This window comes from Novosphingobium sp. Sphag1I (assembly GCF_056279125.1).
In genome coordinates this window covers 1-23,165 of the sequence record NZ_JBWBQS010000011.1, presented here as the reverse complement: position 1 = coordinate 23,165, position 23,165 = coordinate 1, and the positions used below count along the sequence as shown (strand labels likewise).

17 protein-coding genes are annotated in these 23,165 nt (G+C 62.9%); 5 read left to right on the top strand and 12 right to left on the bottom strand.

Annotated elements, in window-relative coordinates; translation table 11 throughout:
• The first annotated feature begins 1 nt into the window (after position 1).
• Positions 2-1,408: a radical SAM/SPASM domain-containing protein gene (locus ACZ9HU_RS13770; RefSeq protein WP_476105765.1), complete on the top strand. Its 1,407-nt coding sequence runs from the start codon at positions 2-4 to the stop codon at positions 1,406-1,408.
• A gap of 30 nt (positions 1,409-1,438) precedes the next feature.
• On the opposite strand, the gene metH is transcribed toward ACZ9HU_RS13770, so the two are convergent.
• Genes metH through ACZ9HU_RS13750 form a run of 4 tightly spaced genes read right to left on the bottom strand, consistent with a single transcriptional unit; the run spans position 1,439 to position 7,068 of the window.
• Positions 1,439-4,039, bottom strand: coding sequence for a methionine synthase (metH, locus tag ACZ9HU_RS13765; protein WP_476105763.1), 2,601 nt, complete (start codon positions 4,037-4,039; stop codon positions 1,439-1,441).
• A gap of 15 nt (positions 4,040-4,054) precedes the next feature.
• Complete coding sequence (locus ACZ9HU_RS13760; protein ID WP_476105761.1) at positions 4,055-5,128, bottom strand: homocysteine S-methyltransferase family protein; 1,074 nt, start codon at positions 5,126-5,128, stop codon at positions 4,055-4,057.
• Position 5,129: 1 nt separating this feature from the next.
• Positions 5,130-6,080, bottom strand: a complete 951-nt coding sequence (gene metF, locus ACZ9HU_RS13755; protein WP_476105759.1) for a methylenetetrahydrofolate reductase [NAD(P)H] — start codon at positions 6,078-6,080, stop codon at positions 5,130-5,132.
• The gene (locus ACZ9HU_RS13750; protein ID WP_476105757.1) at positions 6,064-7,068 is read right to left on the bottom strand and encodes an ArsR/SmtB family transcription factor; all 1,005 of its coding nucleotides are present in this window, start codon (positions 7,066-7,068) and stop codon (positions 6,064-6,066) included. Before ACZ9HU_RS13750 ends, metF begins: the two co-directional genes overlap by 17 nt.
• A 166-nt stretch (positions 7,069-7,234) precedes the next feature.
• Between ACZ9HU_RS13750 and ACZ9HU_RS13745 the strand changes: the two genes are divergently transcribed.
• Together ACZ9HU_RS13745 and arfB are read left to right on the top strand one after the other, a co-directional pair.
• Entirely contained in the window at positions 7,235-7,543 is a 309-nt protein-coding gene (locus ACZ9HU_RS13745; RefSeq protein ID WP_476105755.1) for a hypothetical protein, read from the top strand.
• Positions 7,544-7,766: 223 nt separating this feature from the next.
• Positions 7,767-8,189 (top strand): alternative ribosome rescue aminoacyl-tRNA hydrolase ArfB, encoded by a 423-nt coding sequence (gene arfB, locus ACZ9HU_RS13740; protein WP_476105753.1) that lies wholly within the window; start codon positions 7,767-7,769, stop codon positions 8,187-8,189.
• 226 nt (positions 8,190-8,415) lie between these two features.
• Here arfB and ACZ9HU_RS13735 read toward each other — a convergent pair whose 3' ends face one another.
• Genes ACZ9HU_RS13735 through pabB form a run of 3 tightly spaced genes read right to left on the bottom strand, consistent with a single transcriptional unit; the run spans position 8,416 to position 12,231 of the window.
• Positions 8,416-9,162 carry an RluA family pseudouridine synthase gene (locus ACZ9HU_RS13735; protein WP_476105751.1) on the bottom strand — a complete coding sequence of 249 codons (747 nt, stop codon included), beginning with the start codon at positions 9,160-9,162 and terminating at the stop codon, positions 8,416-8,418.
• Positions 9,163-9,176: 14 nt separating this feature from the next.
• Positions 9,177-10,370, bottom strand: coding sequence for a pyridoxal phosphate-dependent aminotransferase (locus ACZ9HU_RS13730; RefSeq protein ID WP_476105749.1), 1,194 nt, complete (start codon positions 10,368-10,370; stop codon positions 9,177-9,179).
• A gap of 10 nt (positions 10,371-10,380) precedes the next feature.
• Entirely contained in the window at positions 10,381-12,231 is a 1,851-nt protein-coding gene (pabB, locus tag ACZ9HU_RS13725; protein WP_476105747.1) for an aminodeoxychorismate synthase component I, read from the bottom strand.
• A 216-nt stretch (positions 12,232-12,447) separates the two neighbouring features.
• Here pabB and ACZ9HU_RS13720 point away from each other — a divergent pair, with 216 nt between their 5' ends.
• The gene (locus tag ACZ9HU_RS13720; RefSeq protein WP_476105745.1) at positions 12,448-15,195 is read left to right on the top strand and encodes a M1 family metallopeptidase; all 2,748 of its coding nucleotides are present in this window, start codon (positions 12,448-12,450) and stop codon (positions 15,193-15,195) included.
• Between the two features lie 10 nt (positions 15,196-15,205).
• Here ACZ9HU_RS13720 and ACZ9HU_RS13715 read toward each other — a convergent pair whose 3' ends face one another.
• From ACZ9HU_RS13715 to ACZ9HU_RS13695, 5 genes are all read right to left on the bottom strand, one after another.
• Complete coding sequence (locus tag ACZ9HU_RS13715; protein ID WP_476105743.1) at positions 15,206-16,717, bottom strand: sensor histidine kinase; 1,512 nt, start codon at positions 16,715-16,717, stop codon at positions 15,206-15,208.
• A gap of 11 nt (positions 16,718-16,728) precedes the next feature.
• A complete protein-coding gene (locus tag ACZ9HU_RS13710; RefSeq protein ID WP_476105741.1) occupies positions 16,729-17,475 on the bottom strand; it encodes a response regulator in 747 nt (248 codons plus the stop codon).
• Positions 17,476-17,488: 13 nt separating this feature from the next.
• Positions 17,489-18,175, bottom strand: coding sequence for an EF-hand domain-containing protein (locus ACZ9HU_RS13705; RefSeq protein WP_476105739.1), 687 nt, complete (start codon positions 18,173-18,175; stop codon positions 17,489-17,491).
• A gap of 257 nt (positions 18,176-18,432) precedes the next feature.
• Positions 18,433-18,828, bottom strand: coding sequence for a VOC family protein (locus ACZ9HU_RS13700; RefSeq protein WP_476105736.1), 396 nt, complete (start codon positions 18,826-18,828; stop codon positions 18,433-18,435).
• Between the two features lie 70 nt (positions 18,829-18,898).
• A complete protein-coding gene (locus ACZ9HU_RS13695; RefSeq protein ID WP_476105734.1) occupies positions 18,899-20,713 on the bottom strand; it encodes an aminopeptidase P family protein in 1,815 nt (604 codons plus the stop codon).
• 73 nt (positions 20,714-20,786) lie between these two features.
• Between ACZ9HU_RS13695 and ACZ9HU_RS13690 the strand changes: the two genes are divergently transcribed.
• Positions 20,787-22,844: a S9 family peptidase gene (locus ACZ9HU_RS13690; protein ID WP_476105732.1), complete on the top strand. Its 2,058-nt coding sequence runs from the start codon at positions 20,787-20,789 to the stop codon at positions 22,842-22,844.
• Positions 22,845-23,165: the final 321 nt, after the last annotated feature.

The following is a 23,165-nucleotide window of genomic DNA, read 5'->3' as shown; positions in this document are numbered from 1 at the left end:
CATGACCACCATGACCCGGATCGAATGTGAAGAGGCTCAGGAACCCGCGCCCCTGACCGAGGAGGAGGTGCTGCATCTGATGGTCGGGCGGTTGTGCGATGGGCTGGACCATCCCGAAATCTGGGAAGACCTGTCGATATTCCTGACGCATTTTCCCGGCCTTCGGCACAGGCTCGATCATTCGCAAGCCAATAATGTGAAGGGGCGGCTGGCGCTGGATGTGCTGCGGGCGGTGGCTTTGGTGTTCAACGATCCGCCATCTGCGCGCGATGCGATCAGTCGGCTGGCCACCCGCCACAGTCTGTCGGCACTGGTGCAGGGGGCGGTGTTTTTTATCGAATCGCGGTTGGACCCGGAGAATCCGAAATATGATCTGACCGACCGTTTCTGCCCCACGCCCTTTGAACAGATCGACGTGCTGGATGGCGGTACGCATCTGTGCTGCGCCAGCTGGATCACGCAGAGTTCGGGCAACCTGTCCGAAAAGCCGTGGCAGGACGTTTGGAACTCGCCCGCATCCATGGCCATTCGCGAAAGCATTCAGGACGGTTCATACCGATATTGCAACAAGACCGCATGCCCGCGCATCGCATCGGGAACCTTGCCCACGCGCGGCGATATGGCGGCGAAGAACAGCTTTTGGAGCGATGTGGTCGAAGGGCGCTTGACCGAAATGGCGCGCGGGCCGGGGCGGGTGAACCTGTCCTATGACCAGACCTGTAACCTTTATTGCGAGAGTTGCCGCTCGCACAAGATCGCCTCGGACAGCGCCAAGCGCGAGACTTTTGCCCGGATGCAGGAGGAAAAGATCCTGCCCATGCTGAAAGATGCGCGTCTGGCCATTGTGACCGGATCGGGCGACCCGTTCGCCAGCAAGAATTTCCGCCAGTTGATCGAGCGGATGACGGCCGATGAATTCCCCGATCTGCGCTTTCAGGTGATGACCAACGCCATGCTGCTGACCGAGCGGGAATGGGACAACTTTCCCGCCCTGCACGAGCGCACCGCCCATTTGCGGATCAGCATCGATGCCGCCACCGGCCCCACGCATGAAAAGCTGCGGCGCGGCGCGAAATGGGATGTGATGGAGCGGAATCTGGAATTTGCCGGGCGTTTGCGTGCGGCCGGACAGGTCAAGAGCCTCGACCTCAGCTTTGTCGTGCAGGTGGATAATTACCGCGAGATGGGCGATTGCGTCGATCTGGCGCGGGGGCTTGGGGCGGACAATATGGATTTCCTGCGCCTGACGAATTGGGGCACGTTCAGTTCGAACGAATATGCCGCGCGGGCGGTTTTCCTGCCCCAGCATCCAGAGCATGCGGATTTTCTGGCGGTGATGGCCGATCCGCGCCTGCGTGATCCGATTGTGCGCCTGTCGGACCTGGCCGATTTCGCGCCCAAACAATAGAGGCGGGGTTTTGACGCCCCGCCCCCATCATCAATCCAGATTGGGCCGCAGCCAGCGGCGGGTGTCCTCGATGGTCTGTCCGCGCCGCTCGGCATAATCGGCCAATTGGTCCTCGCCGATGGTGGCGACGCCGAAATACTGGCTTTCCGGGTGCGCGAAGTAAAATCCGCTGACCGCTGCGGTCGGCAGCATGGCCTGCGATTCGGTCAGCACCAGCCCGGCATTCTCGGTGGCTTTGAGCAGATCGAACAGTATCGGCTTTAACGTATGGTCCGGGCAGGCCGGATAGCCGGGGGCGGGGCGGATGCCGCGATATTGCTCGCGGATCAGCGCCTCGTTGGTCAATTGCTCGCCCGCGGCATAGCCCCACAGATCACGGCGGACATGGGCGTGCAGCGCTTCCGCAAAGGCTTCGGCAAAGCGGTCGGCCAAAGCCTTCAAGAGAATGTCGCTGTAATCGTCATGGTCCGCCTTGAAACGTTCCAGATGCGGCTCGATCCCATGGATGCCCACGGCAAAACCGCCCAGCCAGTCGTCGGCCGTGTCGATGAAGTCGGACAGGCAGAAATTGGCGCGGCCCCGGCTCTTGATGAATTGCTGGCGCAGCATGGGCAGGCGGGTGCCGTCGTCGAGCAGGATGTCATCGCCCTGGCGATGCGCGGGCCAGAAAGCGCAGACGCCGCGCGCGGTCAGCCACTTTTCCTCGATGATCCGCGCCAGCATTTTCTGCGCATCGGCAAAGAGGCTGCGCGCCGATTCGCCCACGATCTCGTCGTCCAGAATCGCCGGATAGGTGCCCGCCAATTCCCATGCGCGGAAGAAAGGCGTCCAGTCGATATAATCGACCAGATCCGTCAGGCTCCAGTCGTCATAGCGATGCAGGCCGGGCCGGGCAGGCGCCGGGGCCTTTTGCGCAGGGTCGATCACGAAAGCATTGGCGCGCGCGTCCGCGATGGAGAGCAATTTCGATCCGCCCTTGCCCGCGCGCGCAATCCGCACCGCTTCATATTCATCCGCCGTGGCCGCAATGAAACCCTCGGCCTGCGTGTCGGACAGCAACTGGCTGGCCACGCCCACCGCGCGGCTGGCGTCCAGCACATGCACCACCGGCCCGTCATAGGCCGGATCGATGCGCAGCGCGGTGTGGACCTTGGACGTGGTCGCCCCGCCGATCAGCAGGGGAATCGTCATCCCGGCCCGCTGCATTTCCTCGGCCACTGTCACCATTTCGTCCAGAGAAGGCGTAATCAGGCCCGACAGGCCGATGATATCGACCTCTTCCTTTTGCGCCGTCTCGATGATCTTGCTCCACGGCACCATCACGCCAAGGTCGATCACCTCATAGCCGTTGCATTGCAGGACCACGCCCACGATGTTCTTGCCGATGTCGTGGACGTCGCCCTTGACGGTGGCCATGATGATCCGGCCCTTGGCCTTGGCGCCTTCTTCCTTGGCCGCCTCGATAAAGGGGATGAGATGGGCCACGGCCTTTTTCATCACGCGGGCCGATTTCACCACCTGGGGCAGGAACATCTGGCCCGATCCGAACAGGTCGCCCACGCGGTTCATGCCTGCCATCAGCGGCCCCTCGATCACCTCGATCGGGCGGGCGTGGAGGAGGCGGGCTTCTTCGGTGTCCTCGACGATATAGGCGTCGATGCCCTTGACCAGCGCATGCTCAAGGCGTTTCACCACGTCATAGGAGCGCCATTCCTCGGCGGCCTTTTCGGCGGCTTTGTCCTGTCCCTTATAGCTTTCGGCCAGAGTGATCAGGCGTTCGGTGGCGGTCTGTTCGCCCTCTACAGGGCGCATCAGGATCACATCCTCGACCGCATCGCGCAGCACGGGGTCGATCTGGTCATAGATGTCGATTTGCCCCGCATTGACGATGGCCATGTCCATGCCTGCCGGAATGGCGTGATAGAGGAACACGCTGTGCATCGCCCGGCGCACGATCTCATTGCCGCGAAAGCTGAAAGACAGGTTCGACAGGCCGCCGCTGATATGGACATGGGGACAGGACGCCTTGATGTCGCGGCACGCTTCGATGAAGTCGAGGGCGTAACGGTCGTGCTCTTCAATGCCGGTGGCGACCGCAAAGACATTGGGGTCAAAGATGATATCTTCGGGCGGGAAACCGATGCCTGTCAAAAGCTTGTAGGCGCGGCAGCAGATTTCGACCTTGCGTTCGCGCGTGTCGGCCTGACCCTTTTCGTCGAACGCCATGACCACCACGGCCGCACCGTAATCCATGCATTTGCGGGCATGTTCAAGGAAAGCCTCCTCGCCCTCCTTCATGCTGATCGAATTGACGATCGGCTTGCCCGACACGCATTTCAGACCCGCCTCGATCACGTCCCATTTGGAACTGTCGATCATGATCGGCACGCGGGCGATGTCGGGTTCCGAGGCAATCAGTTTCAAATAGGTCGTCATCGCCGCATGGGCGTCGAGCAGGCCCTCGTCCATGTTGACGTCGATGATCTGGGCGCCATTTTCCACCTGCTGGCGGGCAACCTCGATGGCCTTGGCATAATCACCGGCCAGAATGAGCTTCTTGAACGCCGCCGATCCGGTGACATTGGTGCGCTCGCCCACATTGACGAAACGAGCCGAACTTTGAGTGGTCATCAGTAATTCCAGCGATCAGGCGAAAATAAAGGGTTCAAGACCGGCAAGGCGCGTCACCGGCGTCAATCCGGGCAATTGCCGCGAGGGCAGGCCGGAAACCGCACGCGCCATGGCCGCAATATGCGCGGGCGTTGAACCGCAGCATCCGCCCAGCACGTTGACCTGTCCGGCATCCGCCCATTCCTTGACCAGACCCGCCGTGGTTTCGGGCAATTCGTCATAGGCACCCAATTCATTGGGCAGGCCCGCATTGGGATAGACCATGATCAGCGTATCGGCGATTTCGGACAGGGCCTTCACATGCGGGCGCAATTGCGTTGCGCCAAACGAACAGTTGAGGCCAATCGTGACAGGCCGCGCATGGCGCACCGCCCACCAGAAAGCCTCGACCGTATGGCCAGACAGATTGCGTCCCGACAGGTCGGTCAGCGTCATCGAGAGCATGATCGGGATTTCGCGGCCCAGTTTCTGCTCGACATGGCGCACGGCCATGATGCCCGCCTTGGCGTTCAATGTGTCGAACACCGTCTCGATCAGGATAAAGTCCGCGCCCCCTTCGACCAGCGCTTCGACCTGTTCGGCATAGACATCGACCAGATGGTCCCAGTCGATCTCGCGGAAGCCGGGGTCGTTCACGTCGGGGGAAAGGGAAAGCGTCTTGTTCGTCGGCCCGATGGCGCCTGCCACAAAGCGGGGGCGCCCATCCTTGGCGGTGAACTCATCGGCCACGCGGCGGGCCAGTTTGGCGCTTTCGATGTTGATGTCGCGCACCAGATGTTCCGCGCCATAATCGGCCTGCGAAATACGGTTGGCGGAAAAGGTGTTCGTCTCGGCCAGATCGGCCCCGGCGGCGAAATAGGCGCGGTGGATCGCCTCGGGCACCTCCGGCTTGGTCAGCGCCAGAATGTCATTATTGCCCTTCTGATCGTGGCCAAGGCCCAGATTGCCGGCATAATCGGCCTCGGACAGGCCGTAATTCTGGATCTCGGTGCCGAACGCGCCATCGGTGATCAGGATGCGCTGCGTGGACTGCTCAAGCAAAGCCTTGCGGGCTGCAGAAGGTGCAAGGGCGGAGGGGATCAGGGACATTTCAGGCAGCCTTTTCTTGGGCAATGATCCGCGCGGGGTTGGGGCGCACCCCCAGCAGATGACAGATCGCATAGGAGAGTTCAGCGCGGTTGAGCGTGTAGAAGTGGAAATCACGCACCCCGCCCGCATAAAGCTTGCGGCAGAATTCGGCCGCAATCGTCGCCGCGACCAGAGCGCGTGCGGGCGGGTGGGTGTCCAGCCCTTCGAACAGGCCCGCCATCCACGCCGGAATTTCCGCCCCGCATGCGGCGGCGAATTTCTGGGTCTGGGCGAAATTGGACACCGGCAGGATGCCGGGCAGCACCGGCGCATCAATCCCCGCCGCGGCCAGACGGTCGCGATAGCGGAAGAAGGTTTCCGGCTCGAAGAAGAACTGGCTTATCGCGCGGGTGGCGCCCGCGTCCATCTTGCGCTTGAGATTGTCGATGTCTGCCTCGACGCTGGGCGAATCGGGGTGGCTTTCGGGATAGGCGGCGACCGAGATTTCAAACGGGGCGACGCGCTTCAGCCCCGCCACCAGATCGGCGGCATTCTGATAGCCATCGGGATGCGGCACGAAAGGCGCGCCCGGCTGGCCCATATCGCCGCGCAGAGCGACAATATGGCGAACCCCAGCCTCCCAGTAGGCTTCGGCCACGGCGTTCACCTCGGCCTTGCTGGCGTCCACACAGGTCAGGTGTGCGGCGGCGGGCAGGCGCGCTTCGGAAATGATGCGGGCCACCGTGCCATGGGTGCGGTCACGCGTCGTGCCGCCCGCGCCATAGGTGACCGAGACGAAGGCCGGATCAAGCGGGGCGAGCGTCTTCACCACTTCCCAAAGCTGGGCCATCATTCCGTCGCTTTTGGGCGGAAAGAATTCGAACGATACGCTGATATCGCCCGGCAATCCGGCAAACAGAGGTGCATCCAGCGCCTTGCGGGCCTCGTTCAGCGCTTCATAGCTGGCGTTCATCAGCAAATACCTTTTGGAAAGTGTGGGGCGCGCCAAGGCGGCGCCCGGTCCAGATTTTGACGGTCAATTGGCCGCCATGCAGCGCGATGGGCGCATCGGCGGAAAATCCTGCGGCGGCAAACCATTGCGCCATCTGCTCGTCGGAAAAGCCGAGGCGGGCGTGAGCATGGCGTTCGCGCAATTCTTCATGGGCATGGGCGGCCAGATCGACGATGGCCAGATGCGCACCGGGCCGCGCCACACGCGCGGCTTCGGCCAGAACGGCCTCCGGCGCCTGAGCATAGTGCAGCACCTGATGCATCAGCAGCGTGTCGAACGAAGCATCGGCAAAGGGCAGAGCGGTAAAATCGCCCTGCACCAAATCGACCTTGCCCGATGGCAGATCCTGAAGCCGGGTGCGGGCGATGCGCAGCATGTCGGGGCTTTTGTCCAGCGCCGTGACATGCGCGGCGCGCGGGGCAAAGCATTGCGCCATCCGGCCCGTACCGGTGCCAATATCCAGCAATTGGCCCAGCGCGTCGGGCAACAGGCGCAGCAGGGCTTCCTCCACCGGCTCATCGGGGCTGAGCAGCGAGCGGATCTGGTCCCATTCCTCGGCATGACGGGCGAAATATTGGATCGAGGCGGCTTCGCGCGCGGCACGGATCGCGGCCAGACGGCGGCGGTCTTCGGCGCATTGCGCGGCGAAATCGGCGTCCTCATCCTCGGCGGCGGCCAGAAGGCGGGCGCTGGCGGCGCGCAGCGATGGGCCGTCGAGGGCAAAGGGCGCGATTTTCAGGAAGACCCAGCTTCCCTCCTTGCGTCTTTCGGCAAGGCCAGCATCGCACAGGATTTTGACATGGCGCGAAACGCGCGGCTGGCTCTGGCCCAGAACCTGCGCCAATTCGCCCACGGCCAGCTCCATCGCCGCCAAAAGGCGCATGATGCGCAGGCGCGTGGGATCGGCCAACGCGCGCAACAAGGGGTCAATGAGCAGGTTCTTTGTCATGGCTGGCATCACATATAAAGATATCTTTATATGATTACAACCACTACCACGATAGGATTAGAGAAGGCTTGATGGCCGCCTGTGGGAATTGCCTTTGCCCCTTGCCTTTTGGGCGCGCGGGCCTAGTTTCAAATCCTGTATTTAGCCCCAAAACGTGAGGATTCCCATGATTTCGCAACGCCAACGCGCCCTTGCTCTTGCTGTCGTCGCCTCGCTGGCCGTGGCCGCATGCGGCAGTTCGGACAAGGCGGCCGATGCGGTGACGCCCGAAAACGTGGAAATGCCCGCCGAATCGGCCCTCGCCCCGGTTGAGGCCGCACCGGCCGCAGATTCGGCCGCCTCGGCCGCGCCCACCACCACCGAAGGCGTCGCCGCCGCCGCGGGCCAAGCCGCCGCCGATGTGGCCGCCGCAGCCGCCGCCGCCGGTGCCGACATCAGCCCGACGCCCAGCGCATCGCCCGCCAAGAAGCCTTGAGGAAAAAAGGCCCGGACAAGGGGGATGCCTTGATCCGGGCCAGTTCGATGGCGTTATGTGGAAACCCACAAGCCCATCGGGTCGCAAAGGGAATGCTAGTAATCCATAGTTTCCGCCGCATCCCATGAATGTGGTATGCGCGAAATATTTTGCCGCAGCGTGGTTTTGGATACGCCTCCCGCGGGCGCTGGACGCCGACCTCGGCCTTGCCTATTGATGCGCCATGCCGCGCATCCCCGTCACCCGATCGATCAGCATCGATGAAAGCGAACTTGACGAAAGCACGACCCGTTCGTCCGGGCCGGGCGGACAGCATGTCAACACGACCGACAGCGCGGTGATCCTGAAATTCGATGTGGCGGCCTCGCCTTCTCTGCCCGATGCGGTGAAATACCGTCTGGCGCGGATTGCCGGTTCGCGCATGACATCCGAAGGCGTGCTGGTGCTGCGTTCCGAAGGGTCGCGGTCGCAATTGATCAACCGGCAAGAGGTCCGCGCCCGCCTGATCGCGATGATCGTCGAGGCGACATTCGTGCCCAAGGCGCGCAAGGCGACCAAGCCCACCAAGGCATCGCAGACGCGGCGCATGGATGGGAAAGCGCGGCGTTCCTCGGTGAAGGCGGGGCGGGGGAAGTGGAAGGAGTAAAGGTTTTTGCCTCCGGCGGGTTAAGGGCGGGGGCCCTTAACAATCCCATTTTTGGGGTGGGATCGCGGGGGTGTTTTGGGTTTTAATAGCCTGCGGCGCGGTGAGCTAGCGCCATTTGGCGCCGCAGGCTTTCAAATATCAACGTCGCGTTCGACACAAGACGCCGAACCCGATGCGCAACGCGGACAGTAACGGGAGCGCGAGGGTCTAGACCCTCGCATCATCCTCATTCCCGGCCTTCGTCCTTCTCAACTTCAATGGCAACCTCAGCCGGAACCTCGATTTCAACCTCGGGCTCCACCCGGCCATTCAGCCCTTCGATACCTTCCTCAAAACCCAATTCGACGAAATCCTCGGGCAGGGGGGCGACGGCATGGATCGGCGGCTTGCCTTCGCGCAGGACGGTCAGTTCAGCGGCGTGGAGCATCGTGCGCGCCCCGCCCGTGCCATCGCCATAGATCGGATCGCCGACCAGCGCGGCGCCCAGACCCTTTTGCGCATGGACGCGGATCTGGTGGGTGCGCCCGGTTTCGGGGCGGAATTCGACCAGCGTCATGCCGTCGATCTCGGCGATCTTGCGCCAATGGGTGACGGCGGGCTTGCCCTCATGCGAGGCGACCATGCGCCAACCGCCATATTTGCTCGATGTCTTGAGCAGGTTGAGCGAGATCGTGCCCGATTCCTTGCGCACCGGCCCGTTGACGATGCCAAGGTAACGTTTGGACACGACGCGGGCCTCGAACGCGGCACAGAATCGTTTATGCGCCTTGGGATTGCGCGCCAGCAGCAGGCAGCCCGACGTGTCCTGATCAAGGCGGTGGACGGGCAGAGGCTCACGCGCAAAGCCAAGGCGCAGATCGGGAAGGAAATCTTCCAGAGCCACGCCGCCCTTGCGCGGACGGTCCAGGGGGAGGCCCGCAGGCTTGTTGACGATCAGCGCTTCGCCGTCTTCAAACAGGATGGGAATGTTCATTCCCACCCCATAGATCATTTGAGGGCCGAAGCAATCCGGGCGAAGGCCTGCGTCAGCTTTGCATCATCGGCGGCAAAGGAAATGCGGAAACCGGCAAAGCCGCAATGCTCGCCGCCAAAGGCGCTGGCGGCCACAATCGCCACGCCATTTTCGAGCAGGTGCATGGCCAAAGCCTCGTCATTGCCAAAGCGGGGCATCAACGGGGCGGCGTCGATCATGCAATAAAACGCGCCATCGGGAATGGGCGTCGACAGGCCGGGGATGGCATTGATCGCGCCCACGCACAGATCGCGCCGCGCCCGGAATTTCTCGCGCCAGTCGAGCAGGAATTCCTGCGGCCCTTCAAACGCCGCCACCGCGCCCGCCTGTGAAATGGAACAGGCATTGCCCGACACATGGCTCTGGAGCCGCCCCATGGCGGCGATCAGCCATGCCGGACCCGCCGCCACGCCAATGCGCAGGCCGGTCATCGCATGGCTTTTCGACACGCCCGAAATGGTCAGCACCCGGTCGGCCAGATCGGGGCATTCCACCGCCAGCGTCGCATGAACCCCGCCATTGTAACGCAGCGGGGCATAGATATCATCGCTCAGCACAAGGATATGGGGGTGTTTGCGCAGCACCTCGCCCAGCGCCTGCAGGTCGGCCGCGCTATAGGTCGCGCCGGTCGGATTGCCGGGGCTGTTGAGCAGCAGCCAGCGGGTGTTCTTGGTGATCGCCCCCGCCAGAGCATCGGCCGACATGCGGAACCCGTCGGCGGCATAGGTCGCGACGGGCACCACACTGGCCCCGGAAAAGCGCACTATTTCGGGATAGGACACCCACCACGGCGCGGGGATCAGCACCTCATCGCCCGGATTGAGCGTGGCCATCAGCGCGAGGAAGATCGACTGTTTGCCCCCCGACGACACCAGAATGCGCGCCGGATCGACCTTTAACCCCAGATCGCGTTCGAAATGCAGCGCCGATGCGCGGCGCAGCGCCATCGTGCCCGCCACCGCCGTATAGCGCGTGTCGCCCGCGTCCAGCGCGGCCTTCATCGCATCGACCACATGGGGCGGGGTGGGAAAATCCGGCTCGCCCACCGACAGGCTGATGATGTCGCGCCCTTCATCGCGCAGGGCGATGGCGCGGTCGGTCATGGCATTGGTGCGCGAGGGCTGGATGCGATCAAGAGCGTGCGAAATGGAGGTGGGCGAAATGGTCATGGCATGCGCGTTAAACGCAAAGCCGTGCCCGCATCAAGCCGCGCAGGGCATTGCCGATAAAGAATCCGTCCTCCAGATCCTCCAGCTCCAGTTCCGCCTCACGCGCGCGGCCTTCCTCGATCAAGGTTCGGCGCAACACCCCCGGCAACAGGCCCAGCGCCAATGGCGGGGTCAGCAGGATGCCGTCGCGCTCGACAAAGATGCTGGTGAAGCAGCCCTCGGTGACCAAGCCATCGTCGCGGACAAAAATCGCCTCACGCGCGCCCTCGGCCCGTGCGGCCTTTAACCCGGCGTCATAAAACCATCGGTCCGTGGTCTTGTGCCGCAAACGCCAGTCGCCCGTATCCAGAGGGATCGGCAAGGCGATGACGGGCACCGGCGCATCCCCATCCATCGGCGCGGGCAAGGGGCCGACCTCAAGGCTGATCGCCCCGCTGCGCCCCAGAACAAGGCGCAGGCGTGAAGGCTTTTCGACCTCAAAACACAGGGCATGGATCGCATTGCGCGCGCCATGGCGGTCAAAGGAAAAGCCCAGCAGCCCGGCGCTCTCCTTCATCCGTTCCAGATGCGCCTCGATCATGGGCACGCCCAGTTCGGGGTCAAACGCCATGGTCTCGATCAGATCGAAACCCGCGATCATTTTGTCCGGCGCTGGCTGATGCACGAAACCCCCTTTGACCAGACATTCCCGCCATTCGTCGATGGCGACCGAATCCGCCACCACCGCCGACCCCACGCCCAGCACCGCTTTCCCATCAGGCGCAAGGCGAAGCGAACGAATTGCCACATTGAATGAGGCGCTTCCAGCAGAATTGGTGGCATTGGCCGGGTCAATATGGCCCAATGACCCGCAATAGATCCCGCGCGGGTCGCGTTCATGGGCATGGATCAATTCCATCGCGCGGATCTTGGGCGCGCCCGTCACCGATCCGCAGGGAAACAGCGCGCGGATCACATCGACCAGACTGCGCCCATCCTCCAGCGTCGCATTCACGGTCGAGACCATTTGATGCACGGTGGGATAGGATTCGATGGCAAAGGGCGCATCGACGCGCACGCTGCCCGCATCCGATACGCGGGCAATATCGTTGCGCATCAGGTCAAGGATCATCAGGTTTTCCGACCTGTCCTTGACGCTTTCAAACAATTCGCGGGCCAATGCGGCGTCGCTTTCGGGGGTGCTGCCGCGCGGGCGGGTGCCTTTCATGGGTTTGGCGCGCAATTGGCGGCCCTGCGCCTCGAAAAACAATTCGGGCGACAGGCTGAGCAGCCAATATTGCCCGTCGAACAGGATGCCGCCATGGCCGCCCCCGCCGCTGGCGCGCAATTGGGCATAGAGGCTGATGGGATCACCCGACCATGGCCCGGTCAGGGGAAAGGTGAAATTGGCCTGATAGATGTCGCCCGCACGGATGGCTTCGGCAATATGGTCAAAGGCTTGCGCATAGGCGCCTGCGCCAATGGCGGGCACCATCGGGCCGATCCGGGGGGCGGGATTTGGCTTGGCGCATTCATCCAGCCATGCGGCCACCTGCGCGCTGCTCATATCGCGCCAGCCATCGAACGCGCCCATCCAGATCAGCGGCCCATCGGCCCCGCTGCGCGCATCGGCCAGAGGCGCGAGACGAGGTTCGAGCGCCAGCCCTGCTTCATAACCGATATGGCCCGCCATCGCATAACCCTGCGACAACAGCGCCTCGATCCGGGCCAGAGCGGGGGCGACCTCGTCCGGGCGGCGGGCGATGACGATCTCACGCGGGGCGGTATAAAGCCTCGCACAGCCCTCCATCCCGACGCGCGCATCGTCGAGCAGCACAAAGGGCGCATCACGCACCCTATCGAAAGTTATGGATTCGCCCATAGTGCGCGGCTTCTAGCGATGTCGCGCCAAGGTTGCAAAAGCCCATTGAGGCACAAAGGCCCCCGGCTTCGCAAAGCGCCGGGAAAGTCATATAATTGTTGTGATACTGTCATTATGTTGCTCTTATATCGGGGGTTTCGAACCGGGTCGGTTCGTTTTCGATGGATCAACATGGTGCCGCCCCGATGCGTCCGGCGCCTGATACGGAGAGCGATCATGCGTTTTCGTCTGCTGGCCGGCACTTTGCTATCCGCCGCATTGATCCTGCCGCATGGCGCCATGGCCGCGCCGCGCCCGCGCCATCCCGCGCCAAAGGTTGCGCCCAAGACGCCCCCCAAGGTGCCCGTCGCCCCCGTTGTCGCCACCCCGGCCCCGCCCGCACCGCCCCCGCCGCCCGCGCCCAAGGGGCGGCTGGAAGGCGCGATTACGCCCGCTTTCTATCGTCTGGACATGACCGTCGATCCGGCCAAGGAACGCTTTTCCGGCCATGTCGAAATTGACGCGCTGCTGCATGGATCAAGCCGCTATGTCTATCTCCATGGCCGCGATCTCAATGTTACCAAGGCATCGGTCAATGTGAACGGGCGCAAATTTGCCGCCCATTGGAAACAGGTGGACGACACCGGCGTCGCGCTGCTCAGCTTTGATGAAGAAATTCCCGCCGGACAGGCGACCTTTGCCTTTGACTATGACGCGGCGTTTCAGGACGGGCCGCAGGGCATGTTCCGGGTGAAGGTGGGCGATCAGTGGTACAGCTGGACCCAGTTTGAATCGATCGACGCGCGTGCTGCCTTCCCCTCGTTTGATCAGCCGGGGTATAAGCAACCCTTCACCGTGACCCTGCGCACGCCCAAGGGCATGATGGCCGTGTCCAACGCGCCCGAGGTGGACACCACCGACGACGGCGCGATGACCGTCCACCGCTTTGAACAGACCGCGCCGCTGCCCACCTATCTGGTGGCGATGATGGTGGGCAATTTTGCCGTTGCCAAGGGCGAGGTGCCCGCCACGCCGCAGCGCGAAAAGCCGCTGCCGCTGCGTATTATCTCGACCCAGCAGAACAAGGACAAGCTCTCCTTCGCGCTGGAAAATTCCAAAAGCATCATTGCCCATCTGGAAAATTATTTCGGCACCGCTTTCCCCTATCCGAAACTGGACCAGATCACCGCGCCCATCATGCCCGGTGCAATGGAAAATGCCGGGGCGGATTTGTATCAGGACAATCTGCTGATTCTGGATGATCATGCCACCACGGCGCAAAAGCGCGCCTTTGGCATGGTGGTGGCGCATGAATTGGCGCACCAATGGTTTGGCGATCTGGTCACGCCCGCGTGGTGGGACGACATCTGGCTGAATGAAAGCTTTGCCAATTGGATGGGCTATCGCATCGGCAATGAATGGCGGCCAGACCTGAACATCGGTGCGGGCGCGCTGGAGGAAGGCTTTGCCGCGATGGGCACCGACGCCCTGTTGGCAGGGCGGCCGATCCATCAAAAGATCGACACCAACGCCCAGATCGACGCGGCCTTCGATTCGATCACCTATGGCAAGGGCGGCCATGTTGTTGCGATGATCGCGGCCTTTATGGGGGATGATAAATTCAAGGCGGGCGTGCGCGAATATATGGCCGCCCATCGTTACGGTAATGCGACCAGCGCCGACTTCTTCGCCTCGCTGGCCAAGGCGGCGGGCGATCCGCGCATCCTGCCCGCGATGCAGAGCTTTACCGATCAGCAGGGCATCCCCTTGCTGACCTTCAGCGGCAGCAAGGGCGATTATTACGCGGTGCAGAGCCGCTATGCCCGGTTGGGCACCAAAGAACCGGCCGAGCGCTGGAGCATCCCCTTCTGCGTCCGCGTGGACAAGGAGCGCCAGTGTCAATTGCTGGATGGCGAAGCGGCCAAGATCGATGTCATCGTCAAGGGGCCGTTGATGCCCAATGCGGGCGGCACGGGCTATTACCGTTTTGAATTGCCCAAGCCCGAATGGGACCGCCTGATCGCCATTTCGAACACGCTGCCCGGCGGCGAAGGTCTGGCCTTGGCCGACAGCCTGTTCGCCAGTTTTCAGGCGGGGCGTTCGGGGCCGGAATTGCTGGTCAAAATGGCGCGGACCATGGTGAACAACCCCGATTCCTATGCCAGCGAGGCGGCAACCTCGCCGTTGCAGACGCTGGAACGGGCCGGTTTCTATGATGCCGATGCCGAAGCGGCCTATCGCGCGTTCTTCACCCGCCTCTACGCCCCGATGCTGGCCAAGGCCGGGTTCAATCCGGCACAGGGCGCCTATTCGGGCGAGGATGCGGAAAGCTCGCAGCGCCGCGTGCAACTGGTGCGCAAAATGGCGGGCGTGGCGCATGATCCGGCGCTGCTGGCCACGTTGACGCAGGCCGCTTCGGCATGGCTGGGCGGGAACAAGGCGGCGCTGGACCCGGCGTGGTACGGCGTGGGCTTTGGCGCATGGCTGGAGGCGCAGGGCAAGGCCGGGACCGGGCTGGCCGCGGCCAAGTCTCTGTTTGAAAAGGCGCTGGCTTCGCAAGATCCCTTGTTCCGCCCCTCGGCGCTGGGCGCGTTGGCGGGGACGGGCAAGGCCGATATTGCCCAATGGCTGCTGGACGATGCCAAGGATCAGCGCCTGCGCCTGTCCGAGCGTGTGCAATTGGTGATGGGCGTGGCGGTCAACACCAAAACCCGCGATATGGGCTATGACTGGCTGCGCGCCCATGCCGATGAATTGCTCTCGGGCAGCTCGGGCATCTTCCTTGCCTCGCGCCTGCCGCAGGTGTTCGGCACATTCTGTTCGGTCGAAAAATCCGACGCGATTGCCAAGGATTTCGGCGCGCGGCTGGCGGGCAAGACCGGCGAACTGGAACTGGCCCGCGTGATCGAGCGGGTGCGCAGTTGCGGCGTGCTGAAGGATGCGCGCGGGGCGGAAGTCTCGACCTTGATGGCGCGGGTGAAATAACCCGCGCCCTTCAGGCCGGAAGCGGCAGCCAGAGCGTCGCCATCAACCCCACAACCACGCCTTTCTCATCGGTGCGGTTGTTCAGCGTCAGCCGCCCGCCATGCTGGTCCGCAATCGCGCGGGCCAGCGTCAAGCCAAGCCCTGCGCCCCCGGTGGCGGTGTTGCGCGAAGGCTCGCCGCGGGTGAAGGGTTCGAACATCTTTTCAATGTCGCCGCCAATGCCCCGACCGCTGTCCACAACGCGGATCACGGCCCATGGCTTGCCCTCAGCCTCTTCGCGCATCATCGTCACCTGCGCGCTGCCGGCATAGCGCAGCGCGTTGCCGATCAGATTGCGCAAGGCCCGGCGCAACCATGTCGCCCGCGCCGGCATGACCAGGCGCGGCGCATGGTCGAATTCGACATCATCGCCCATATCCTCATATTCCTCGACAATCGAGGCGACAAGGGCGGCCAGTTCGGTCGGCTCCACCGGATCGCTGGGACGGCCCACGCGGGCCAGCGACAGGATATCGTCCAGCGAGCGGGTGATATCCTCGATGGTCTTGGCCATCTTGTCGCGTTCGGCATCATCCTCGACGCTCTCGATCCGCACGCGCAGCGCGGCCAGAGGCGTTTTCAGATCATGCCCGATTGCGCCCAGCATCACGTCCTTTTCATTGATCAGCGTGGTGATCCGCTGCTCCATCGCATTATGCGCCTCGATCAGATGGCGCACGTCGGCGGGGCCTTCCGGCTCGATCTGATTGGTGGATTCGCGGGTGCGGGCAAATTGATCGACCCGGCTGGTCAGCGCCGCCAGAGGCCGCGCAATCCGCCGCAGGATCAACGCAATCGCGCCCACCAGCACGGCGTAAATAAACAACGTCTGCGCAATCAGCGTCACCAGCAGCCATGGATCGCGGGCCGGAATGCTCGACCGCACCACCATCCATTCGCCGCCGGGCTGAATCTGGGCGGCGGCCACCAACAGATGCTTGGGCTTTGGCGGGGCATGGTCGCCCATCATCGCGTAACGCTTGTTGACGCGCTTTTGCCAGAACGGGTCATCCACCAGATCACGTTCGACCACCATCAAACGCAGCGGTTTGAGATCCTGCGAACCCAGCAATTCGTTGAGGCGCTGGCTGATTTCGGGCTTGGCCTCGTCACCCGGATTGGGCTGAAAGTCCTTCACCCGCACCGGACGCGGCCCACGCGGCATGTCGTCGGGGCCGGGGCGGCCGATCATCATGGGCGGATTGTCGCGGTGATGTTTCTGACGCTCACCCTCACCCGGCATGGGCGGGGGCGGCGGGGGCAGCGGACCATCGGACGGATCGACATCATCGCGATGGCGCAGCGCAATGGCCGTGCGCATGGCCAGTTCCTGCGTCACCTGCTGTTCGCGATAACCGGCCTGCGCCTTGTACAACAGGATCGCGCCGATCGTCTGGGCCAGCAACAGCGCGCCCGCCAGCGCCAGCATGACCTGTCCGGTCAGGCTGCGCGGGATCAGGCGTTTGGGGTCAAATTTGCTCACCGATGATCCGTTCAAAGATCCGAGGCCGGAACGCGGCGAACATCGGCGGCCAGCATATAGCCCCCGCCCCACACGGTCTGGATCAGTTGCGGATTGCGGCTGTCCACCTCGATCTTGCGGCGCAGGCGGCTGACCTGATTATCAACGGCGCGGTCAAACAGATGCGCCTCGCGCCCCTGAACCATGTCGAGCAGGCGGTCGCGGTCCAGCACTTGCCGGGGATGTTCAAGGAAGGCCATCAGCAGCCGGAATTCCACCGAGGAGATCGCCACAATCGCATTATCGGGGGCAATCAGGCGGCGCTTGAGCGGGTCAAGCCGCCAGCCATCGAACTGGAAATCCTCATTGGATTGCAAATCGGGCAGAGCGCCGCGTGCTGCCCGGCGCAGGACCGAACGGATGCGGGCGACCAGTTCGCGTGGCTCGAAAGGTTTGACGACATAATCGTCGGCCCCGATTTCCAGCCCCACGATCCGATCGGTCGCCTCGCCCCGTGCGGTCAGGAAGATCGTCGGGATCGAACGCGCCTCGGTCAGATGACGGCATAGCGACAGCCCATCCTCGCCCGGCATCATGATGTCGAGCAGAACCAGATCGGGCACATCATGGGCGATGATGCTGCGCGCTTCGGCGGCGCTGGCCGCCTGACGGACGCCGAACCCCTGACGTTCCAGATAGGAGGCCAAAGGTTCGCGCAGATCCGGCTCGTCATCGACCAGCAGGATTTGCAGCAAAGAATTGTCGCTGTCGCTATTCACGTCGTCCTACCTTTTACTCTCCCGGAGGCGGCGGTGGCATATCATGGCCGCCGTGACCATCGGGGCCGGGGCCCTGATGATGACCGCCACGCGGGCCATTGCCACCCCAACGCGGGCCGCGATCGCCCATATGGGCCTTCATCGCGGCGCGGCGCTCTTCCGGGGTTACCTTGCCATCGTGATTGGCATCGGCGCTGTCAAACATCTTGAGCGCGGCGCCGACAAATGCGTCCTTGGTCACCGTGCCGGTGTGGTTGGGATCGGCCTGTTCCATCATGCCCATACGCATACCCATGCGCATGCCCATTTTCATACCGGGGCCACGGCGCCCCTTGTCATCGGGACCACCGGCCATGGGACCACCGGCCATGGGACCACCGGACGGCGGCATGTCCATGCCCTTTCCGGGGCCACGCATTTTTTCATGGGCGGCTTCGAATTCCTGACGGCTCAACTGGCCATCATGGTTGGTGTCCATCATGTCGAAATGCTTGGCGCGGCGGGCTTCGCCATCGGCCTTGTCCAGTTTGCCGTCATGGTTGACATCCATGGCGTCGAACATCTTTTCGGCATGGGCCTTTGCCTCGGCGCGGGTCATGTCCTTCATGGGCGGGGCGGGGGGCGTTGCCGGGCTCTGCGCATGGGCAACCGATACCGCCATGAGGGCAATGGCGGAAAGCCCGATTGAAAGTTTCCTCATCCTAGCGATCCTTACGTGAACTCTTCTTGGGGGCAAAAGAGAGTTGGGATGAAAGCCGCAGCCGTTGCCCTTGCCGTGAAGGGGGAGGGGAGGAGGCAGGGGCGACTGCAGCTTTCGTAGATCTTATTAGGCTCTGACTGTCGCGGCATTATGCCGGAACGGGCGATTTTTGTCGCCAATTGTCGCTCTTGTTTTACGCAATGTTGCGATGGGCCACGCACGCGTCTTCATCGCCAAGGTCCAGATGGGGTGCGAGACTATGCGCCATGGCCTTCACCGGCACCGGGCGCAAAGACATAGGCGTTGAGCTTGTTGCCATCCCGGTCGCGGAAATAGGCGGCGTAAAAGCCGGGGAAACGCTCGCCCGGCGCGCCCTCACACGTGCCGCCCAGCGACAGGGCCAGCGCGTGGAGGCGGTCGACCTGCTGCTGGTCCTTGGCCTCCAACGCGACCATCACGCCATTGCCGACCGTGGCCGGTTCGCCATCAAAGGGCAGCGTTATGCCAATGCCCGCGCCGCCACCCGGCACGCCCCATGCGATATAGCGTTCATCGCCCCCCATGCGCGTCACGCCCATTTCCGCGCCAATCGCGTCATAGAATTCGGCCGCCCGCGCCAGATCCCGCGTGCCCAGTGTGACATAGCCAATCATGCCTGCTCTCCATGGCGGCCGAGTCGCCGCGCATGGGAACAATGTGTGAACACGACAATCTTGGCAAGTCTCACCCCAAGGGGGCGCATTGGGCTTTGAGCCAGTCCAGCGCCTCGCCGGACAATTGCGGGGCAATGATGCTTTCGACGCGGGCGTGATAGGCGTTCCACCACGAAACCTCGTCGCGGGTCAGCAGGCGATCATCGACCAGCGCCCGCTCGATCGGCACATGGGTCAAGGTTTCAAAGCCGAAATAGGTGCCCTCGGCGCCCTCGATATCGCGCTCCTCGACCAGCACAAGATTTTCGATGCGAATGCCATAGGCCCCGGTCTTGTAATAGCCCGGCTCGTTCGACAGGAACATGCCCGCCAGCAATTCCTGCCCGGTGCCCGCCTGTCCGCCGCTGGATTTGGCGATGCGTTGCGGGCCTTCATGGACGGACAGGAAGCTGCCCACGCCATGCCCGGTGCCATGGGCATAATCCAGACCCGCCGCCCACAGATGTTGCCGCGCCAGCGTGTCAAGCTGCGATCCATTGGTGCCCGCCGGAAAGACGGCGCGGGCAATGGCTATATGGCCTTTTAAAACGCGGGTGAAACGGTCGCGCACTTCATCCGATGGCGCATCGGGGCCGACCCAGACGGTGCGGGTGATGTCGGTGGTGCCATCGGGATATTGCCCGCCCGAATCGACCAGATAGACGCTGGAGGGATCAATCGCCCGGTTGGTTTCCTCGCTGACCCGGTAATGGACGATGGCCCCGTTCGGCCCCGCTCCGCTGATCGTGTCAAACGACAGGTCGCGCAGGTCGCCGCATTCCCGGCGGAACTGGTGCAGCGCCTCGGCGGCGCTCATTTCGGTGACGGTGCCCTTGGGGCCTTCGACCGACAGCCAGTGGAGGAAACGCGTGACCGCCGCCCCGTCGCGGGCCTGTGCGGCGCGGTGGCCGGCCTGTTCGACCGGGTTCTTGATCGCCTTGGGCAGGACGCAGGGGTCGCGTTCCTCGATGATCTGCGCGCCCGACAGCGCCTCGAAAATCGCCGCCACGCTGCGTTCGGGGTCAACCACCACCTTCTTGCCCGACAGCGCGGTCAGCGAGGGGACGAAATCCTCACGCGGCAGGATACGCACCGCATTGCCCAGATGGGCGCGCAGTTCGGGCGTCACCTTTTCGGGCGCAATGAACAGATCCGCCGTGCCATCGGCATGGGCCACCACAAAGGACAGCGCCACCGGCGTGCGCGACACGTCCGTGCCCCGCATATTGAGCAGCCATGCCACCGAATCGAGCGCGGCAATCACCGCCGCATCGGCGCCGCGCTCGGTCAGCCATTCGGCCACCTGCGCCCGCTTGGCCTCGGACGGGACGCCCGCCAATTCGGTGGGATGGGGGAAAGCGACGGCAAGACTGCGCTCCGGCTGATCATCCCACACCGCATCGACCGGGTTGCGCGACACGGGCACCAGTTCGCCGCCAAGGGGGGCAAGCGCCTTTTCCACCCCGCGCGCCCATGGGCGGCCATGCAGCCATGCGTCATAGCCGATCTTTGCCCCGGCGGGCGCGTGTGTGCCCAGCCATGCGGCGGGGCTGGTGGCGGGCACGTTCTGATATTCATACAGCGCGCCATCGACCTGATCGCGCACCTGAAGCGTATAGCGCCCATCGACAAAGATCGCCGCGCTTTGCGTGAGCACCACCGCCGTCCCCGCCGATCCGCCAAAACCCGTCAGCCATTCGAGCCGCTGGGCATAGGCGCCGACATATTCGCTCATATGTTCATCGGAAATCGGGATGACAAAACCGTCCAGCCCCTGAGCGGCCAATTCGGCGCGCAGGGCAGAAAGGCGGCCTGAAAACGGGGTGGCATGGATATTGTTCGGCATTGGGACGCGCTTTCCTTCAATTCCCGCACCACTGTCGCTTGCGGAGGGGGGCTTGCCAACATAGATGCAAGCTATGAGCATTTCCAGCCAGCCCCGCCCCCCTGTGGCCGCCAAACAGGCACATAGCTTTACCCACCACGGCATCACCGTCACCGATGATTACGCCTGGCTGCGCGATGCGGACTATCCCGATGTAAAGGATGAGGCGATTTTGGCCCATCTGAACGCGGAAAATGCGTGGTTTGAAAGCCGGATGGCCGGACAAAAGGACCGCATCGACGCGCTCTTCACCGAAATGCGCGCCCGCATCAAGGAAGCCGACAAGAGCGTGCCGCAAAAGGACGGCGATTACCTCTATTGGATCGAATATGAAGAAGGCGCCGAATATAAGAAGTGGTGGCGCAGGCCCGTTGCGGGCGGCGAAGATGAATTGCTGCTCGACGAAGTGGCTCTGGCGCAGGGTAAGGAATATTTCCGCCTCGGCGCGATTTCGCTCTCGGCGGACGGCAAATTGCTGGCGTGGAGTGTCGATGACAATGGTTCGGAGCGTTTCACCGCCCGCATCCGCGTGATCGAGACAGGCGAGGTTCTGCCCGATGTGATCGAGGGGACTTTGTCCTCGCTGGTCTGGGTCGCGGGGGACAAGGGGCTGGTCTATTCGCTGGCCAATGACAATTGGCGCACCGATAATGCCCGCCTGCACTGGCTGGGCCGCCCGGTGTCCGAGGATGTGGAGCTGTATCACGAGGATGATGACGGATTCCGCGTCGGGTCGTCGCTCTCGGCCAATGAGCAATGGCTGATCATTTCCACCAGCGATCATGAGACCAGCGAAGTCCGGCTGATCCCGGCCAATGATCCGCTGGCCGCGCCCATTCTGGTGCGCCCGCGGGTCGAAGGCGTGGAATATGATGTCGATGAGCGCGATGGCATTTTGTACATCCACGCCAACGACACGCATGAGAATTTTCGGCTGGCTACGGCCTCGCTGGCCGATCCGGGCAATTGGACCACGCTGATCACCGGGACGGACGAGTTTTACCTCACCGGCTTTGATCTGTTCCGCGATTTCTATGTGATCGAAGGGCGCGTGCGCGGTTTGGACCGGATCGAGGTTCGCTATTACGACGACCCCGCCCGGATCGAGCCTATCGAGTTCCCAGAGGATTCCTATGAGGCCGGATTGGCCGACAATCCGGAATGGGCCGTCGAAAAACTGCGCGTGTCCTATGAAAGCATGGTCAGCCCGGCCAGCGTCTATGACTACACCGTGGCGAACAAGAGCCTTGAACTGCTCAAGGTGCAGGAAATCCCCAGCGGTTATGACGCTTCGCTTTATGAAACGAAGCGGTTGGAGATTGCCGCGCGCGACGGGACGATGGTGCCGGTGTCGATCCTCTATCGTAAGGATCGCGCCGGAGCAGGACCGCTCCACCTCTATGGCTATGGCGCCTATGGCATCGCCATCAGCCCCGGTTTTTCCACCACGCGCCTCTCGCTGGTTGATCGCGGTTTTGCCTATGCCATCGCCCATATACGCGGCGGCGATGACATGGGCCGCGCATGGTACAAAGCGGGCAAGCGCGAGGCGCGCACCAACACGTTCAATGATTTCGTCGATGTGGCGCGGGGATTGATCGATCTGGGCTATACCGCGCCGGGGCGGATCAGCATTTCGGGCGGATCGGCGGGCGGCGAACTGATGGGCGCGGTCATCAATTCCGACCCCGACCTGTGGGGCGCGGTGGTGGCGCATGTTCCCTTTGTCGACGTGCTGGCGACCATGCTGGATGAAAGCCTGCCCCTGACGCCGGGCGAATGGCCCGAATGGGGCAACCCGATCGAGGACAAGGCGGCGTTCGAACTGATCCACTCGTACAGCCCCTATGATCAGGTGAAGGCGCAGGATTACCCGCCGCTGATGGTGACGGCGGGGTTGAACGATCCGCGCGTGACCTATTGGGAGCCGGCCAAATGGGTTGCGCGGCTGCGGGAATTGAAAACCGACAGCAATGAGTTGATCCTGAAAACTAATATGGGGGCGGGGCATGGCGGTAAATCGGGGCGTTTTGAATCGCTGACCGAAACGGCGGAGGAATTTGCGTTTATCCTCTGGCAATTGGGGGTTTGAGTTTGGGGGGTAAGGTTGAAGGTGCCTCCGGCGGGTTAAGGGCGGGGGCCCTTAACAATCCAGATACTGTAGAGGTTGCGCGCCACATCACCTTTGGGCGCAAGGCCGCCGCGCCGCAGGCTTTATAAACCGTTTCGTGGAAGGCGCATGGTGGCCGCGTGACGCCATCGCATAATGGGATTGCAAAGGGACAAGTCCCTTTGCCCGCCGGAGGCAAATTTCCCCCTTGGACTTGTAACGGATTTGTGCCGGTCACCTGAGCGTTTTATGCTCGCAACAGGAGACCGACGAGATGATGAAGCATAGTGAAGATTTTAAGCG

Bases quoted from the DNA above. Each gene is read 5' to 3' on its own strand.
- ACZ9HU_RS13720 (WP_476105745.1), top strand. From the start codon at position 12,448: ATGCGTTTTCGTCTGCTGGCCGGCACTTTGCTATCCGCCGCATTGATC.
- metF (WP_476105759.1), bottom strand. From the start codon at position 6,080: ATGAACGCCAGCTATGAAGCGCTGAACGAGGCCCGCAAGGCGCTGGAT.
- pabB (WP_476105747.1), bottom strand. From the start codon at position 12,231: ATGGGCGAATCCATAACTTTCGATAGGGTGCGTGATGCGCCCTTTGTG.
- ACZ9HU_RS13690 (WP_476105732.1), top strand. From the start codon at position 20,787: ATGAGCATTTCCAGCCAGCCCCGCCCCCCTGTGGCCGCCAAACAGGCA.
- ACZ9HU_RS13730 (WP_476105749.1), bottom strand. From the start codon at position 10,370: ATGACCATTTCGCCCACCTCCATTTCGCACGCTCTTGATCGCATCCAG.
- ACZ9HU_RS13695 (WP_476105734.1), bottom strand. From the start codon at position 20,713: ATGCCGAACAATATCCATGCCACCCCGTTTTCAGGCCGCCTTTCTGCC.
- metH (WP_476105763.1), bottom strand. From the start codon at position 4,039: ATGACCACTCAAAGTTCGGCTCGTTTCGTCAATGTGGGCGAGCGCACC.
- arfB (WP_476105753.1), top strand. From the start codon at position 7,767: ATGCCGCGCATCCCCGTCACCCGATCGATCAGCATCGATGAAAGCGAA.
- ACZ9HU_RS13700 (WP_476105736.1), bottom strand. From the start codon at position 18,828: ATGATTGGCTATGTCACACTGGGCACGCGGGATCTGGCGCGGGCGGCC.
- ACZ9HU_RS13705 (WP_476105739.1), bottom strand. From the start codon at position 18,175: ATGAGGAAACTTTCAATCGGGCTTTCCGCCATTGCCCTCATGGCGGTA.
- ACZ9HU_RS13770 (WP_476105765.1), top strand. From the start codon at position 2: ATGACCACCATGACCCGGATCGAATGTGAAGAGGCTCAGGAACCCGCG.
- ACZ9HU_RS13735 (WP_476105751.1), bottom strand. From the start codon at position 9,162: ATGAACATTCCCATCCTGTTTGAAGACGGCGAAGCGCTGATCGTCAAC.
- ACZ9HU_RS13760 (WP_476105761.1), bottom strand. From the start codon at position 5,128: ATGTCCCTGATCCCCTCCGCCCTTGCACCTTCTGCAGCCCGCAAGGCT.
- ACZ9HU_RS13745 (WP_476105755.1), top strand. From the start codon at position 7,235: ATGATTTCGCAACGCCAACGCGCCCTTGCTCTTGCTGTCGTCGCCTCG.
- ACZ9HU_RS13750 (WP_476105757.1), bottom strand. From the start codon at position 7,068: ATGACAAAGAACCTGCTCATTGACCCCTTGTTGCGCGCGTTGGCCGAT.